This window comes from Streptomyces sp. MH60, from assembly GCF_002939385.1.
Lineage (GTDB): Bacteria > Actinomycetota > Actinomycetes > Streptomycetales > Streptomycetaceae > Streptomyces.
In genome coordinates, this window is record NZ_MULI01000007.1 from 47258 (window position 1) to 61811 (window position 14554).

18 protein-coding genes are annotated in these 14554 nt (G+C 72.7%); 9 read left to right on the plus strand and 9 right to left on the minus strand.

From position 1 onward, the window contains the following. Positions 1-9 precede the first annotated feature (9 nt). From BZZ08_RS07415 to BZZ08_RS07430, 4 genes are all read right to left on the minus strand, one after another. The gene (locus BZZ08_RS07415) at positions 10-1269 is read right to left on the minus strand and encodes an FAD-dependent monooxygenase (protein ID WP_446750240.1); all 1260 of its coding nucleotides are present in this window, start codon (positions 1267-1269) and stop codon (positions 10-12) included. A gap of 97 nt (positions 1270-1366) precedes the next feature. Then, a complete protein-coding gene (locus BZZ08_RS07420) occupies positions 1367-2068 on the minus strand; it encodes a ribonuclease H family protein (protein WP_104631332.1) in 702 nt (233 codons plus the stop codon). Positions 2069-2099: 31 nt separating this feature from the next. Further along, on the minus strand, positions 2100-2897 hold the full coding sequence (locus tag BZZ08_RS07425; RefSeq protein WP_104631333.1) for a VOC family protein: 798 nt from the start codon (positions 2895-2897) through the stop codon (positions 2100-2102). Between the two features lie 115 nt (positions 2898-3012). Further along, positions 3013-3495, minus strand: coding sequence for a VOC family protein (locus tag BZZ08_RS07430; RefSeq protein WP_104631436.1), 483 nt, complete (start codon positions 3493-3495; stop codon positions 3013-3015). 202 nt (positions 3496-3697) lie between these two features. On the opposite strand from BZZ08_RS07430, the gene BZZ08_RS07435 reads away from it, so the two are divergent. Together BZZ08_RS07435 and BZZ08_RS07440 are read left to right on the plus strand one after the other, a co-directional pair. Next, positions 3698-4351 (plus strand): ATP-dependent Clp protease proteolytic subunit, encoded by a 654-nt coding sequence (locus tag BZZ08_RS07435; protein WP_104631334.1) that lies wholly within the window; start codon positions 3698-3700, stop codon positions 4349-4351. 1 nt (position 4352) lies between these two features. After that, on the plus strand, positions 4353-4955 hold the full coding sequence (locus tag BZZ08_RS07440; protein ID WP_104631335.1) for a ClpP family protease: 603 nt from the start codon (positions 4353-4355) through the stop codon (positions 4953-4955). Positions 4956-5006: 51 nt separating this feature from the next. Here BZZ08_RS07440 and BZZ08_RS07445 read toward each other — a convergent pair whose 3' ends face one another. After that, positions 5007-5435, minus strand: coding sequence for a helix-turn-helix domain-containing protein (locus BZZ08_RS07445; protein ID WP_104631336.1), 429 nt, complete (start codon positions 5433-5435; stop codon positions 5007-5009). Between the two features lie 256 nt (positions 5436-5691). On the opposite strand from BZZ08_RS07445, the gene BZZ08_RS07450 reads away from it, so the two are divergent. Next, positions 5692-6579: an RNA polymerase sigma factor SigF gene (locus BZZ08_RS07450; RefSeq protein WP_104631337.1), complete on the plus strand. Its 888-nt coding sequence runs from the start codon at positions 5692-5694 to the stop codon at positions 6577-6579. Positions 6580-6606: 27 nt separating this feature from the next. On the opposite strand, the gene BZZ08_RS07455 is transcribed toward BZZ08_RS07450, so the two are convergent. Further along, entirely contained in the window at positions 6607-7062 is a 456-nt protein-coding gene (locus BZZ08_RS07455) for an ATP-binding protein (RefSeq protein WP_104631338.1), read from the minus strand. 166 nt (positions 7063-7228) lie between these two features. Between BZZ08_RS07455 and BZZ08_RS07460 the strand changes: the two genes are divergently transcribed. The 3 genes from BZZ08_RS07460 (at position 7229) to BZZ08_RS07470 (ending at position 9643) form a co-directional block, all read left to right on the plus strand. Further along, positions 7229-7813 carry a PRC-barrel domain-containing protein gene (locus BZZ08_RS07460; protein ID WP_104631339.1) on the plus strand — a complete coding sequence of 195 codons (585 nt, stop codon included), beginning with the start codon at positions 7229-7231 and terminating at the stop codon, positions 7811-7813. Beyond that, positions 7810-8226 (plus strand): PRC-barrel domain-containing protein, encoded by a 417-nt coding sequence (locus BZZ08_RS07465; protein ID WP_104631438.1) that lies wholly within the window; start codon positions 7810-7812, stop codon positions 8224-8226. The genes BZZ08_RS07460 and BZZ08_RS07465 overlap by 4 nt, the downstream gene beginning before the upstream one ends. A gap of 133 nt (positions 8227-8359) precedes the next feature. Continuing rightward, positions 8360-9643 (plus strand): streptophobe family protein, encoded by a 1284-nt coding sequence (locus BZZ08_RS07470; RefSeq protein WP_198601344.1) that lies wholly within the window; start codon positions 8360-8362, stop codon positions 9641-9643. A 28-nt stretch (positions 9644-9671) separates the two neighbouring features. On the opposite strand, the gene BZZ08_RS07475 is transcribed toward BZZ08_RS07470, so the two are convergent. Then, a complete protein-coding gene (locus BZZ08_RS07475) occupies positions 9672-10082 on the minus strand; it encodes a hypothetical protein (protein WP_104631340.1) in 411 nt (136 codons plus the stop codon). Between the two features lie 330 nt (positions 10083-10412). Between BZZ08_RS07475 and BZZ08_RS07480 the strand changes: the two genes are divergently transcribed. Continuing rightward, positions 10413-10793 (plus strand): nuclear transport factor 2 family protein, encoded by a 381-nt coding sequence (locus BZZ08_RS07480; protein WP_104631341.1) that lies wholly within the window; start codon positions 10413-10415, stop codon positions 10791-10793. An 82-nt stretch (positions 10794-10875) separates the two neighbouring features. On the opposite strand, the gene mgrA is transcribed toward BZZ08_RS07480, so the two are convergent. Next, the gene (gene mgrA / locus BZZ08_RS07485) at positions 10876-11868 is read right to left on the minus strand and encodes an L-glyceraldehyde 3-phosphate reductase (RefSeq protein WP_104631342.1); all 993 of its coding nucleotides are present in this window, start codon (positions 11866-11868) and stop codon (positions 10876-10878) included. 128 nt (positions 11869-11996) lie between these two features. Here mgrA and BZZ08_RS07490 point away from each other — a divergent pair, with 128 nt between their 5' ends. Beyond that, positions 11997-12881, plus strand: coding sequence for a LysR substrate-binding domain-containing protein (locus BZZ08_RS07490; protein WP_104631343.1), 885 nt, complete (start codon positions 11997-11999; stop codon positions 12879-12881). Between the two features lie 40 nt (positions 12882-12921). Beyond that, a complete protein-coding gene (locus BZZ08_RS07495; protein ID WP_104631344.1) occupies positions 12922-13437 on the plus strand; it encodes a mycothiol transferase in 516 nt (171 codons plus the stop codon). On the opposite strand, the gene BZZ08_RS07500 is transcribed toward BZZ08_RS07495, so the two are convergent. Beyond that, positions 13419-14498, minus strand: coding sequence for an adenosine deaminase (locus BZZ08_RS07500; RefSeq protein ID WP_104631345.1), 1080 nt, complete (start codon positions 14496-14498; stop codon positions 13419-13421). The two genes, BZZ08_RS07495 and BZZ08_RS07500, sit on opposite strands and share 19 nt — an antisense overlap. Positions 14499-14554 lie beyond the last annotated feature (56 nt).

Below are 14554 nucleotides of genomic sequence, written 5' to 3' on the forward strand. Positions count from 1 at the left end.
GTCAGTGTGTCATCCGCGGTGCGCGGGCACCGCGTCGGGACGCCGGGAGCGGCCCGGTTCCCCGTCGCCGGCGAGCCTGCGTGCCTGGGCCGTGCGCGCGATCGCGGGCCCCAGCCGGCGCTTGATCCGGCGCAGCGTCTCCAGTCGCCCGGCCGCCCGGTCGATCCGGTAGTACAGGCGGGGCGGCAGGTACGGCAGCAGCGGCGAGTGGCGCTGGCCGAGCAGGGCGAACATCTCCTCGGGCGGCAGGTGGATGTAGCGGGGCAGGTTCTCGTACCACTGGGCGCTGAGCCGGGCCGCGCTCTGCACCGGCAGCAGGGCCGCCCTGCGCGCGCGTTCGTAGTGTGCGAGGGCGTCCGGGAGGGTGTCCCGCTCGTGCAGCGCCGCCGACAGCGTCATGGCGTCCTCCAGGGCGAGCGTGGTGCCCGCGCCGATGGAGTAGTGCGTGGTGTGGGCGGCGTCGCCGAGCAGGACCAGGTTGTCCCGGGACCAGGTGCGGTTGGTGACGGTGCGGAAGGTGCGCCACGGGGCGCCGGCCCGGCCGGAGGACCGCGCGGTGAGCGGGTGCCCGTCCAGCACGTCGGCGAAGAGCTTCTCCAGCAGGACCAGTGCCTCGGCCTCGTCGGCCCGGTCCAGGCCGAGTCCGGTCCAGGTCGCGGGCGCGCACTCCACGACGCAGGTGCTGCCCTCGGGGCCGAAGCCGTAGCCGTACGCCCAGATCCAGCCGTGGCCGGTCTCGACGAAGGCGAAGGTGAAGGCGTCGAAGACCTTGGTGGTGCCGAGCCACACATAGGGGTTGCGGCCGCCGGTGATCTCGGTGCCGAAGTGTTCGGCGTGCCGGTTGCGCAGGGCGCTGCCCGCCCCGTCGGCCGCCACCACCAGGTCGGCGGCGGGCGGGTTCGCGCCGGTGACCGGGTGTTCGTACTCCAGGCGTACGCCCAGCTCGCGGGCGCGGGCGGTGAGGATCGCGAGGAGCCGGTGGCGGCCGATGCCGAAGCCCGCGTCACCGTGGTGGCGGGTGGCCAGGTCGCCGACGTGGGCGACGCCGTCCCGCCAGCGCACGGAGTGCTCCTCGACGGCGCGCGCGGACTCGGGGTCGTGCTCCTGGAGCCGGTCGAGCAGTCCGCGCCAGTAGGTGACGCCCCAGCCGTAGGTGGAGCCCTCCGGGTCGCGTTCGTGGACGGTGACGTCGTGGGACGGGTCCCGCCGCTTCAGCAGGATCGACAGATACAGTCCGGCGGGCCCACCGCCGACGCAGGCGACCTTCACACACACCCCTGTATGCACTCATAACGGTCATTCGGGACCGCAGAGTAACAAGGGAGGGGCCGCGGGCCGGTGCCGCGCGGCCGTGGGCGGGCGCGCTTTATCCGGCGGCCACCGTGCGGCACTCCGGGTGGCCCCAGCCCTGGTCGTTCTTGGCGATGGGCTCGCCGGCCGCGTACGGGCGGCCGCACAGGCAGCGCCCGGCGAACTTCGCCTTGATGGTGCGCGCCGAGGAGCCGCCGCCCTTGCGGGCCGCGCCCGACGCCCGGCGCGGCGCCTTGCGGGCCGCCGGCACGTCCGGTGCGGGCGGCGGCTCCGGCGAACCGAGACCGCTGCCCGCGGCTTCCTGGACCACGGCCGCCTGACTGGCCGCGCGGTCGGCGAAGTCGTTGAGCCGGTCGCCGTCGACCTGGTGGGCGGGTACGTATCGGAACTCGACCGAGCGGCCGTCGAGCAGCTCGTCGATGCGCACGACCAGCTCCTGGTTGGCGACCGGTTTGCCGGCCGCGGTCTTCCAGCCGTTGCGCTTCCAGCCGGGCAGCCAGGTGGTGACGGCCTTCATGGCGTACTGCGAGTCCATGCGGACCTCCAGCGGTACGCCGGGGTCGGTCGACGCCAGCAGGCGCTCGAGGGCCGTGAGTTCGGCGACGTTGTTGGTGGTCCTGCCGAGCGGGCCGGCCTCCCAGCGGACCGGGTTCTCCGACGCGTCGGCCAGTACCCAGGCCCAGCCGGCCGGACCCGGGTTTCCCTTCGAAGCCCCGTCGCACGCGGCCACTGCACGTTCACCCATGCGTCCGATCATGCCATGGCCCGGCGGGGTGTCCGGACGGGGTTCAGGAGACGTCCGTGACCTTGGGCATCTCCCCCTCGGTGGTCGTGATGTCGATCACCGAGAAGCTCGCGCCCTGCGGGTCGCTCAGCGCCGCGAACCGGCCGAACGGGGTCGTCATCGGACCGAACCGCAGGATGCCGCCGAGCTTGGTGGCGCGGGCCACGGCGTCGTCGCAGTCACCGACGGTGAAGTAGACGTTGATGTAGGGCGGGACCTCGGGCGGGAAGTCCTCCGTCATGGCCATGCGGCCCAGGACGGTGCGGTCGCCGAGGTCGAAGAGGCGGAAGTCCACCTGGTCGTCCTCCATCTGCTTGGCCCGGTATGAGAAGACCGCGGGGAAGAAGGCGTCCGACTTCGCGGGCTCGCGGGTGAAGACCTCGGCCCAGCAGTAGGCGCCGGGCACGGCCGTCGCCTCGAAGCCCTCGTGGGTGCCGCCCTGCCAGACGCCGAAGACGACCCCGCTGGGGTCCCGGGCCAGGCACATGGTGCCGAAGTCGCCGACCCGCATCGGCTCCAGGAGCAGCTCCCCGCCGGCCTCGCGGATCCGCCCGGCGGTCGCCGCCGCGTCCGGGGAGGCGAAGTAGAGGCACCACTGGGACTGGTCCTCGTGGCCGGGCGGGGGCGGGACCACGGCGGCCACCGCCTTGCCGTTCGCGTAGCACTGGGTGTAGTTGCCGAACTCCGACGACGACTCGCCGAAGGTCCAGCCGAGGACGTCGCCGTAGAAGCTCTTGGCTCCCTCGACGTCGGTGAACATCGCGTCGGCCCAGCAAGGGGCCCCTTCGGGTTGCACGGCCATGGCTGCCGCCTCCTGTGCGGACGAGTGGTTCGAACGGTGGGGGGACGAGACGACCGGATACGGTCTGGTTTCTCACGCTAGCCATCCCGTCCGCGCCCCGCGCGCCGACGGCGCGTCACTGACCGGCGTACGCCTGCTCCAGCGCGGCGATGTCGAGCTTGCGCATCGACATCATGGCCTTGTTGGCGCGCGCCACCTTGGCGGGATCGGGGTCCCGGAACATCTCCTCGAGCCGGCGCGGGACGACCTGCCAGGAGACGCCGAACCGGTCCTTGAGCCAGCCGCAGGGGCCGTCCTCACCGCCGCCCTCGGTGAGCCTGTTCCAGTAGTGGTCGACCTCGTCCTGGTCCTCGCAGGTGATCTGGAAGGAGATCGCCTCGTTGAACGTGAACTGCGGGCCGCCGTTGAGGCCGACGAACTTCTGGCCGTTGGCGGTGAACTCGACGGTGAGCACCGAGCCGGCGGGCTGGGGTGCTCCCTCGGGGTAGCGGGTGACGGCGCCGATGCCGGAGTTCTTGAAGACGGAGACGTAGAAGTGGGCGGCGTCCTCGGCGTCGCCGTCGAACCACAGGCAGGTGGTGAATCCGTCGGTGCTCATGAGTACCTCCAGGGCGCGGAACACGGTCACCACTGTCGACCGGCGCGGACCGCGGAACTCATCGCTCTGCCGGTGGCGAATCTGCCGCGGGCAGAGAAAGCCCCGGCGGGAGCCGTGGCGGGCCGAGAGTGGAGGAACCGCGGCCCCGTCGGCCGCGGCCCGACCATCTCTCCCGCTGCTGACGACTCGACAAGGAGCGCCGATGTCTCCACTCATCGCCGGATCGGCCCCGGCCCGACACCCCAGGGCCGAGGAGGGCGACACCCCCGCGACCCGGTTCGACGACCGGCTCGCCGAGCAGCTGCTCGACCAGCGGATCGTGCTGCTGGGCACCCAGGTCGACGAGGTCTCCGCGAACCGGGTCTGCGCCCAGCTGCTGATCCTGTCCGCGCAGGACCCGCGCACCGACATCAGCCTGTACGTCAACAGCCCCGGCGGCTCGGTGCACGCGGGGCTCGCCATCTACGACACGATGCGGCTGATCCCCAACGACGTCTCGACGCTCGCCATGGGGTTCGCCGCCAGCATGGGGCAGTTCCTGCTGAGCGTCGGCGCGGCGGGCAAGCGCTACGCGCTGCCGAACGCGCGGATCATGATGCACCAGCCGTCGGCGGGCATCGGCGGCACCACCGCGGACATCGAGATCCAGGCGGACAACCTGGAGTTCACCAAGCGGACCATCGAGCGGATCACCGCCGAGCACACCGGTCAGAGCCCGGAGACCATCTCCCGGGACGGCGACCGCGACCGCTGGTTCACGGCCGAGGAGGCCAGGGAGTACGGAATGGTGGACCAGGTCGTGCAGTCCCTCGCGGATGTGCGTCCGGCCGCCGCCAAGCGACGGATGGGGCTGTGACATGGGGAGCTACACGATTCCGAACGTCGTCGAGCGGACCCCGCAGGGCGAGCGGTCCTACGACGTGTTCAGCCGGCTGCTGTCGGAGCGGATCATCTTCCTGGGGACCGAGATCGACGACGGCGTGGCCAACGTCGTGATCGCGCAGCTGCTGCACCTGGAGTCGTCGGCCCCGGAGAGCGAGATCGCCGTCTACATCAACTCCCCCGGCGGCTCGTTCACGTCGCTGATGGCGATCTACGACACGATGACCTTCGTACAGGCCCCGATCTCGACGTTCTGTGTCGGGCAGGCGGCGTCCACGGCGGCCGTGCTGCTGGCGGGCGGGGACCCCGGGCGGCGGTTCGTGCTCGAACACGCGCGGGTCCTGCTGGGGCAGCCGGCCAGCGGCGGCCGGCAGGGGACGGTCTCCGACCTGGCACTGCAGGCCAAGGAGATGGTGCGGATCCGCTCCCAGGTGGAGGAGGTGCTGGCCCGCCACACCCACCACGACGTGGCGACCCTGCGGGCGGACATGGACCGCGACAAGGTGTTCACCGCGCAGGAGGCGGTGGCGTACGGGCTGGCCGACGAGGTGCTCGCCCGGCGCCGGGCGCGGGTGTGAGCGGCCGGGCCGGCGTCCCGCCCCGTGCGGGGCGCCGGCCCGTGCGCGGTCTCAGGCGGCCAGGCACATCCCGTCGAACCGCGCGCCGGAGGGGCCGCGGCCCGCTCCCGCGCCGGTGTGCCGGGAGGTGAGGCGGACCAGTTCGCCCTGCGCGCGGGCCAGCAGGTCGCCCAGGCCCAGTCCGAGGGCGCCCGCGGCGGCGGCCAGCACTTCCGAGGACGCCTCCTTGCGGCCGCGCTCCACCTCCGACAGGTAGGGCATGGAGATCCGGGCCGCCTCCGCGACCTCCTTCAGCGTGCGCTCCTGCTCCAGGCGTTCGCGCCGCAGGACGTCGCCGACCAGATCGCGCCACAGGGGCTCTCGCACGGTGGGCGGCCTTCGCTCCGGGGGAACCGGTGCGGCGGCGGGACGCGCTTCGGGGCGCTGGGCCCGTGGGCGCAGCGCGATGACGCGGGCTTCGTTCGGCACGTGGCTGGTCACCTCCTCAGCCTAGGGTCCCGGCCGTGTCACGGAAGGGGGCGGCGTTCCGCCCTCAGGGAAATCACGGCGCGTTTCCGTGGTGCCGGGCGCGGCCCGCCGCACTACCCTGGAAAGGGACGCACCACCCCGCGAAGACGCCGCGGCACACGTATCGCGCCACCTGTGGAAACGGGTGGCATGTGCCGTCGCGGCCCGGGTACCCGCAAGCGGGAAAAGCCTAGGGAGACGTCGAACCGTGACTTTCGTGGGAGAGGCAATGGAGACCGTCGTGGTCCGGCCGCAGGCGCAGCTTGTCGAGGAGGCCGCCGGGAGCGGGACGGGTGAGGGATCACCGCGCGGTGTCGTGGACCCCCGCACCGTGGCCCCGCGCGACGCGCGGCAGTTGTCCCGCCAGTTCTTCCGGCGCCTGGCGGAACTCGAAGAGGGCACGCAGGAGTACCAGTACGCGCGCAACACGCTGATCGAGATGAACATGTCGCTCGTGCGGTTCGCGGCGGGCCGCTTCCGCGGTCGCGGGGGCGACATGGAGGACATCGTCCAGACCGGCATGATCGGTCTGATCAAGGCCATCGACCGCTTCGAGCTGGCGCGCGAGGTCGAATTCACGTCGTTCGCGCTGCCGTACATCGTCGGCGAGATCAAGCGCTTCTTCCGGGACACCACGTGGGCGGTGCACGTACCGCGGCGGCTCCAGGAGCTGCGCGTGGAGCTCGCCAAGGCCCGTGAGGAGCTCTCCTCCCGCCTGGACCGCGAGCCCACCGTCGCCGAACTCGCCACGCTGATGAACATCGGCGAGAGCGAGGTGATCGAGGGCCAGATCGCGTCCAACGGCTACAACTCCTCCTCGCTGGACGCCGCCCTGACCGGCGACGGCCCCGAGAACGGCGAGTCGGTCCTGGCCGACTTCATCGGCGTGGAGGAGGACGGGCTGCGACTCGTCGAGGACTTCCACTCGCTGGCCCCGCTGATGGCCGGGCTGAGCGAGCGGGACCGGCAGATCATCCACCTACGGTTCGTGGAGGAGGCCACCCAGGCGGAGATCGGCGAACGGCTCGGCTGCTCGCAGATGCACGTGTCCCGGCTGATCAAGCGGATCATCACCCGGCTGCGCGAGGGCATGCTGGGCGAACTCGGCTGCGCCTGAGCCCCCGTCCCGCGACGACGGTGCCCTTCACTCCTCAGTGAGGGGCACCACGGCGCGTACGCGCTTGCCGACCGGGACGCGTTCGACGACGACCGTCTCGACCAGGGCGTGCACGATCTCCAGGCCGTGCCGGCCGACCCGCTCGGGGTCCCGGGGGAAGCGCTCCGGCACGGCGCCGCTGCTGTCGTACACGGTCACCACCACCGAGCTGCCGGTGCCCTCCAGCTCCAGGATGTACGGCCCCCTGCTGTGCCGGTCGGCGTTGGTGACCAGCTCGCTGACCACCAGGAGCACCGCTCCGTCGGCGCGGGGGCCGATCGTGGCGCACCACTCGGTCCTCAGCTGGTCGAGGAAGAGCGAGGCGAAGGAACGCGCCTGCGCTATGCATCCCGGCTCACCGGAGTAGTGCGCCGCCCGCCTCAGCGGTTCGACGGGTACGTCGAAACCAGTCGGTATCACTGCCCCGTCCAGGTACTCGGTCATGCGTGTCTCTCTCGGAAGCCGGACTGGCCGGACTCTGCTGCACCTGTCCTCGTACCCCGAGCCGCGCATCGCAGTCCCCCTCTCTTCGTAGTGCGGGCATCGTCACAGTCGTGCGGGGAACCCGGGGTGCGAGAAGGGTGTGCGAGCGGGTGGGGAAGGGTGTGCGATGAACGAACTGATGGCCGCACGAAGCCTCACCACCCGGCCGGTGGTCACGCTCGGCGGCGATGCCGTCGCCCAGGTCAAGGACACCGTATGCGACGCCGCCGCGGCCCGGATCACCGGTTTCACCCTGACCGGACGGGGCCTGCTGTCCGGCCTGATGAAAGAGGGCCTGCCGTGGTCGGCCGTGTACGCGCTGGGCCACGACGCGGTGATGATCCGGGACCGGCGGGGCCTGGTGGCCGCGGCGGCGATGACGGCGCACCGGACGAACCTGCGGTCCCGTCTGCTGGGGGCGAGAGTGCTGACCGAGGCGGGAGCGGAGATCGGTACGGTGCTGGACATCGTGGTGGAGGGCGGCACCGGTGGGCGGGTCGTCGGCTTCCGGGTGGCGGCGAGCCGGCGGTTCGTGCCCGGACCCGCCCGGCACCGGCGCCGGGTGTACGTGCCGCGCGGCGAGACGCTCACGGTCACCGGCCGGGCACTGGTGCTTCCCGAGGACGCCGTCCGGCACGTCGCGGACGACCTGCCCGGTTTCACCGCCCTGGTCGGGCGGGTGCCGGGCCCGTGGCGGGGTTCGCTGCCGTGATGCTGTTCACCGAGGTGCGCGGGCTGCCGGTGGTGCCGCCGGACGGCGGCGGCCCGCTGGGCACCGTGACGTCCCTGACCGTCGACGTCGTCACCGGGTCCGTCAGCCATGTCCGGTGGCGCGGCAGCCGGTTCGGCCCGGAGGCGGCGCTGCCCTGGGACGCGGTGGGCGCGGTGGGACCGGGCGCCGTCCGGGTACGGTCCGCGGCCGCCTCCGAGGCGGCGCCGCCCCACCACGACCTGCTGGGCCGCCGGATCCTCACCGACACGGGCACCGGGCGGGGCACGGTGCTGGACGTCGCGTTCGACACCCGCACCGCCCGTCTCCTCGCGCTCTTCACCACCCGCGGCGAACTGCCGGCCGACCGGCTGCTGGGCCTCGGCGACTACGCCCTGGTCGTGCGGGCGGTCTGAACACCGGCCGGTGCGGGCGGAGCCCGTGCCCGCCGTCCGACGCGGACGGCCCTGTCGGCGGGCGTGCCCGGCGGGGGCTGCTTAGCGTGGCACCGTGAGTCCGCAGACCCCCGCAGTACCTCCCGTACCTCCCATGCCGCCCGTACCCCCCGGGTCTCCCGGAACCTCCGGCCGGGCGGTCGCCCGGCACGGCTGGGCGCAGGCGCTGGGCACGGTGCTGGCCGGGCTGGTCGCCATGGGGGTCGTGGCCGCGCTCGGGCTGTGGGCGGCCGGTGCCGCGGACCTGCCCGACAACGCCTTCCCCCGGGTCGTGGTGGCGACCGTCGTCACCGCCGTGGGCGGGGCGTTGGAGATGTCGGGCGACACGGGCGAGCTGGCGGCCACCGACGCCGGGCTGACCGTGATGCCGCTGTCCGTCACCCTGACCGGGGCGCTGGTGATCGCCCGGGGCTTCCTGCGGCCGCTGCGCCACCGGGCCGTGACCGGCGTCCCGGAACTGGCCGGCTGGGCCGGGCGGATCGCCGTCCTGTGGCTGCTCGCCCTCCTCGGGACGGCGTTCGCCGCGCGGCAGACCTTCGAAGTTTCTCTCGGGGAGGGCCTGCTGAACGACCTCGGCGACCTGTTCGGCGTCAGCCCGAAGATCGGTTTCACCACGGACGTACCGCTGACCGTCCTCTTCGGTCTGCTGTGGCTGGCGGGTGTGCTCGTCCTCGCCCTGCTGGCCTCGCGCCGGGCGCCGCTGCCCGGGCGGCTGCTGCGGCTGCGGACGTCGGTGCGGCCGGCCGCGTACGCGATGGTCGCGCTGCTGCTCGCCTACGTGGTCGTCGGCGTCGTCGTCGCCCTGGTCGTCGCCGGGACGCGGGGCCGTCCGGCGGACACCTTCGCCGTGCTGCTGCTCGGACTGCCGAACCTGGCCTGGCCCGCGCTCACGATCGGCCTCGGGGCGACCTGGAACGGACGCGTGGAGGGGCCGTTCGGGCTCCCGATGCCGCGGGTGCTCGACGAGGTGCTGCGCACCCCGGACGTCTCGACCGTGAACGTGGGCACGCTCGCCGAGCGCGACGGGCGGATGTGGTGGCTCCTGGTCGCCGCGGCGGTCCTGGTCCTGGCGGCCGGATTCCTCATGGCGTCCCGCTCCCCGGCCCGGCTGCCGGTCTGGCTGCACGCCGTGCGCATGGCCGTCGCCCTGGCCCTCACGGTGCTCATGATCGGCCTGATCGGCCGGATCTCCGCCCACTACGGACTGTCGGTGCTCGGCATCGGCGACCTCGGCGGCGGGCTCTCCGGACAGTTGTTCCTGCGGCCGCAGCTGTGGGGTGCGGTGGGTCTCGCGCTGCTGTGGGGCCTGGTCGCCGGGCTCCTGGGCGCGCTGCTCGCGCGGTGGCTGGGCGGGCGGCCCGGGCGGGTCCGGTCCTGAAGCGGGCGGGTGCGGCGCACCAAGGGACTCAGGCGACGGGGACGACCAGGAGCGGCGCGGCCCGCTGCATGCGCAGCGCGTCCACGGACTCGGCCATCAGCTCGTACTCGGTGGTCTCGTCACTGGTCGCGACGCGCACCAGGTGCCCCGCGGCCAGCTCGTCGGCGACCAGCTCCTGCTGTACGTCGTCGGCGCACCAGGCGCGCAGCATGCGCGGCACGTCGGGCGCGTCGTCGCCGACGGGAGTCAGGGCGCCGCGCGGTAAGTGGGGGGCGTCGGGCTGCGGATCCAGCCGCTCGGCGATCCACGACGCCCGGTCCCGCAGCCACCACAGGGCCAGGGCGAGGGTGGGCGCCCGGTAGGTGCCCAGGGGAACACCGATGCGTCGGCCGTCACAGACACCGTAGGCGGTGACATGGCACAGGAACTCGTCGTGCACTGCTGCCCTCCCCGTCACGCCCGCCTGCCGGTCGGGCGGCGCGTCCGTGCGGCTCGTGTGCTGTGCGTGAGGGCGCTGTCGCATGGTGTGAGAGGCCCTAGTGGTGAGTATGTTCACTCCTTAACCACTGTCACCATGAATTTCCGGCCAGTCTCCTGGCATATTCGCGGCGACGGTTGGCCGAAACGCCGCACCCACCGCGGCACCGTGTGCATGACCCCGCGGGTAATCGACGGTGCCGACGGCCGCGGGCAGGGTGGTCCTGCCGGGTCACCGAGACCGGGATCCGGCCCCTGACCAGCGCACCCACCTCATTGGAGGCTGATCGCCATGTCCACACCCACCCGTCGCTACGAGGACGCCGTCGCCCGCTACTTCGAAGCCTGGAACGCGGGCCCGGACGCGGTGGCCAAGGCGGTCGCCGCGGCCTGGACGGAGGACGGCGGCTACACCGACCCCCTGGCCGACGTGCGCGGCCACGAGCAGATCGCGGCCGTGATGACGGCGGCGCACGAGCAGTTCCCCGGCTTCTCCTTCCGGCTGTCGGGTGCGGTCGACGGGCACCACGACACGGCGCGCTTCTCCTGGGAGCTGGTGAGCGATGCCGACGGCTCGGCGCCGGTGGCCGGGTTCGACGTCATCACCCTGGACGGCGAGGACCGCATCCGGTCGGTGTTCGGCTTCCTGGACCGGGTTCCCGCGGGGGCGTGAGGAGGCCGGGGCACGTACGCGAGCCGGGTCGGGAGGCGGTGTACCGCCTCCCGACCCGGCTCGCATCCGTTCGAGCGACCGCCTAGCCCTTGACCACCTTGTCGATGCGGGCCAGTTCGTCGGCGTCGAAGTCGAGGTTGCCGATGGCCGCGACGCTGTCCTCCAGCTGCCGCGGGCTGCTCGCGCCGACCAGGGCGGAGGTCACCCTGCCCTGCCGCAGCACCCAGGCCAGGGCCAGCTGGGCCAGCGACTGGCCGCGGGAGGCGGCGATGTCGTTCAGGGCGCGCAGCTTGCCGACCAGCTCCTCGGTGACGGCGTCGGAGTTCAGGAAGGGGCTGTCGCTCGCGGCCCGCGAGTCCTCGGGGATGCCGTTGAGGTAGCGGCCGGTCAGCAGGCCCTGCTCCAGCGGGGAGTAGGCGATGGAGCCCACCTCCAGCTCGTCGAGGGCGTCCAGCAGCCCGCTGGTCTCGGGGCGGCGGTCGAGCATGGAGTAGCGCGGCTGGTGGATCAGCAGCGGGGTGCCCAGCTCGGCGAGGATGCGGGCGGCCTCCCGGGTCTGCTCCGGCGAGTAGTTGGAGACGCCGACGTACAGCGCCTTGCCCTGCTGCACCGCCGTGTGCAGCGCGCCCATCGTCTCCTCCAGCGGAGTCTCCGGGTCGGGGCGGTGCGAGTAGAAGATGTCGACGTAGTCCAGGCCCATCCGGGACAGGCTCTGGTCCAGGGACGACAGCAGGTACTTGCGCGAGCCCCACTCGCCGTACGGGCCGGGCCACATCAGGTAGCCGGCCTTGGTGGAGACGACCAGCTCGTCGCGGTACGCCCCGAAGTCGGCCTTGAGGGCCTCACCGAGCGCGGACTCGGCCGAGCCGGGCGGCGGACCGTAGTTGTTGGCGAGGTCGAAGTGGGTGACGCCGAGGTCGAAGGCGCGGCGCAGGATGGCGCGCTGGGTCTCGACGGGGCGGTCCGGGCCGAAGTTGTGCCACAGGCCGAGCGAGAGCGCGGGGAGCTTCAGGCCGCTGCGTCCGGTGCGCCGGTAGGGCATCTCCGCGTAGCGGTCGGGGTGTGCGGTGTACAACGCGACTCCAGAGGGGTTGGCCCCCGAGGTTCGGGGCTTGGGTGGAACCGTCCTCCACTCTGTCGTGACCTGCGGGCAGTGGTCCAACAGAAGAATCCGATGGGATTGCGCGGTTACGCTTCTCAATCATGGAACTGCGTCATCTCCAGCACTTCGTGGCGGTCGCCGAGGACCAGCACTTCACCCGCGCGGCGGAACGGCTGCTGGTGTCCCAGTCCGGCCTCTCGGCGTCGATCCGGGCGCTGGAGCGGGAGCTGCGGGCCCCGCTGTTCGTGCGTACGACCCGCCGGGTGACGCTGACGGAGGCGGGGCGGGCGCTGCTGGGCGAGGCGCAGCGCATCCTGGCCCAGGTGCGGTCGGCGCACGAGGCGGTCGCCGCGGTGCAGGGGGTGCTGCGCGGGACGCTCTCGCTGGGCGCCGAGCAGTGCATCGCCGGGGTGCCGGTGGCCGGGCTGCTGGCGGCGTTCCGGCGGCGTCACCCGGACGTGGAGATCCGGCTGCGGCAGGCGGGCTCCGGGGAGCTGGCGGAGGAGGTCGCAGCGGGGCGGCTCGACCTGGCCTTCGCCTACCGCACCCAGGCGGACACGGACCAGCTGCGCTCGGTGGCGCTGGCCGGCGAGCCGATGACGGTGCTGTGCCACCCCGACCACCGGCTCGCGGCGGACGGCGCGGTGCTCACCCCGCACGACCTGGCCGACGAGGTCTTCGTCGACTTCCACCCGGACTGGGGCCCGCGCCGCGTGACCGACGCCGTCTTCGCCGCGGCGGGCGTCCGGCGGACCGTGCCGCTGGAGGTCAACGACGTGCACGGGCTGCTGGACCTGATCGACGAGAACCTGGGCATCGCGGTCGTGCCGCGGCACTTCCGGCACAAGCGGGCCGCCCTCACCTCGCTGCCGCTCAAGGACGCGGCCGGGACGGAGTACGAGACCATCGCGCTGCTCCCGCCCGCGCAGGCCACCAGTCCGGCGGCGCGGGCGCTGATGGGGCTGCTGGAGACGGGAAGCGCGTGAACGGGGGGCGCGGGCGGCCGGACTGCGCGATGGTGGACGCATGCATGCGAAGGACATCCTCATCGAGGGCTACGGCCGTATCCAGGAAGAAGTCCACGCCGCCGTCGAGGGCCTGGACCCCGACGGCCTGAACGCCCGGCCCGGCTCCGACGCCAACTCCGTCGCCTGGCTGGTCTGGCACCTCACCCGGGTCCAGGACGACCACGTCGCGGACGCCTTCGGGCTGGACCAGGTGTGGCTCACCGGCGAGTGGGAGAAGCGTTTCGGCCTGGGACTGCCCCGCCACGACACCGGGTACGGGCACAGCTCCGCCGAGGTCGCGAAGGTGCGGGTCGACTCGGGCGACCTGCTGACCGGCTACTACGACGCCGTGCACGAGCAGACCCGCACGGCCCTCGCCTCGCTGACCGCCAAGGACCTGGAGCGGGTCGTGGACGACAACTGGGACCCGCCGGTCACGCTCGCCGTGCGGCTGGTCAGCGTCCTGTCCGACGATCTCCAGCACGTCGGACAGGCCGCCTATGTGCGCGGGCTCGTTCAGAGCGCGGACGCGTAGCCCGGCAGGACCACGTCCTCGATGAGGGCCTTGCGCTCGTCGAAGGGGACGAAGGCGCTCTTGAGGGCGTTCACGGTGACCGTGCGCAGGTCCTCGACGCTCCAGCCCGCCTGCTCGACCAGCAGGGACATCTCGCGCGTCATCGTCGTGCCCGACACGAGGCGGTTGTCGGTGTTGAGGGTGACCCGGAAGCCGAGGTCCTTGAGCGCCGTGATCGGGTGCTCGGCGATGGAGGTGGCGGCACCGGTCTGGAGGTTGGAGGTCGGGCACATCTCCAGGGCGACGCGGCGGTCGCGCACCCAGGCCGCGAGCCGGCCGAGCTTGCCCGCCGCGAGGTCGGGGATGTCGTCGGTGATGCGGACCCCGTGGCCGATGCGCTGGGCGCCGCACACCTGGAGGGCCTGGTGGATGCTGGGCAGTCCGTGCGCCTCGCCGGCGTGGATGGTGAAGGGCACGTTCTCGCGGCGCAGGTGCTCGAAGGCGTCGAGGTGGTCGGCGGGCGGGAAGCCGTCCTCGGCGCCGGCGATGTCGAAGCCGACGACACCGGCGTCCCGGAAGGCGACGGCGAGGTCGGCGGCCTCGCGGACCCGGTCGAACATCCGCATGCCGCAGAGCAGGGTGCCGACCCGGACGGGCGTCCCGGCGGCGGCCGCCTTGGCCATGCCCGCGGCGAGCCCCTCCTGGACGGTCTCCACGACCTCCCTCATCGACAGGCCGCCCCCGGTGTTCAGCTCGGGGGCGTAGCGGACCTCGCCGTAGACGACGCCGTCGGCGGCGAGGTCCAGGACGTACTCCTCGGCGGTGCGCAGCAGGCCCTCGCGGTTCTGCATCACGGCGAGGGTGTGCTCGAAGGTGGCGATGTAGCGCACCAGGTCACCGGAGTTGGCGGCCTCGTAGTACCAGGCGGCCAGCTCGTCGGGGTCGGTGGTGGGCAGCGTGTGGCCGACGCCCTCGGCCAGCTCGACGACGGTCGCCGGGCGCAGTCCGCCGTCGAGGTGGTCGTGGAGGACCGCCTTGGGGAGGCGGCGGAGGGTCTCGGTGTCTATGCGCGTAGATGACATGTGCGGTGGTTCCTCGGCGGTTCTGGGCGTGCATGCGGGGACGGGTGGGTGGAGTT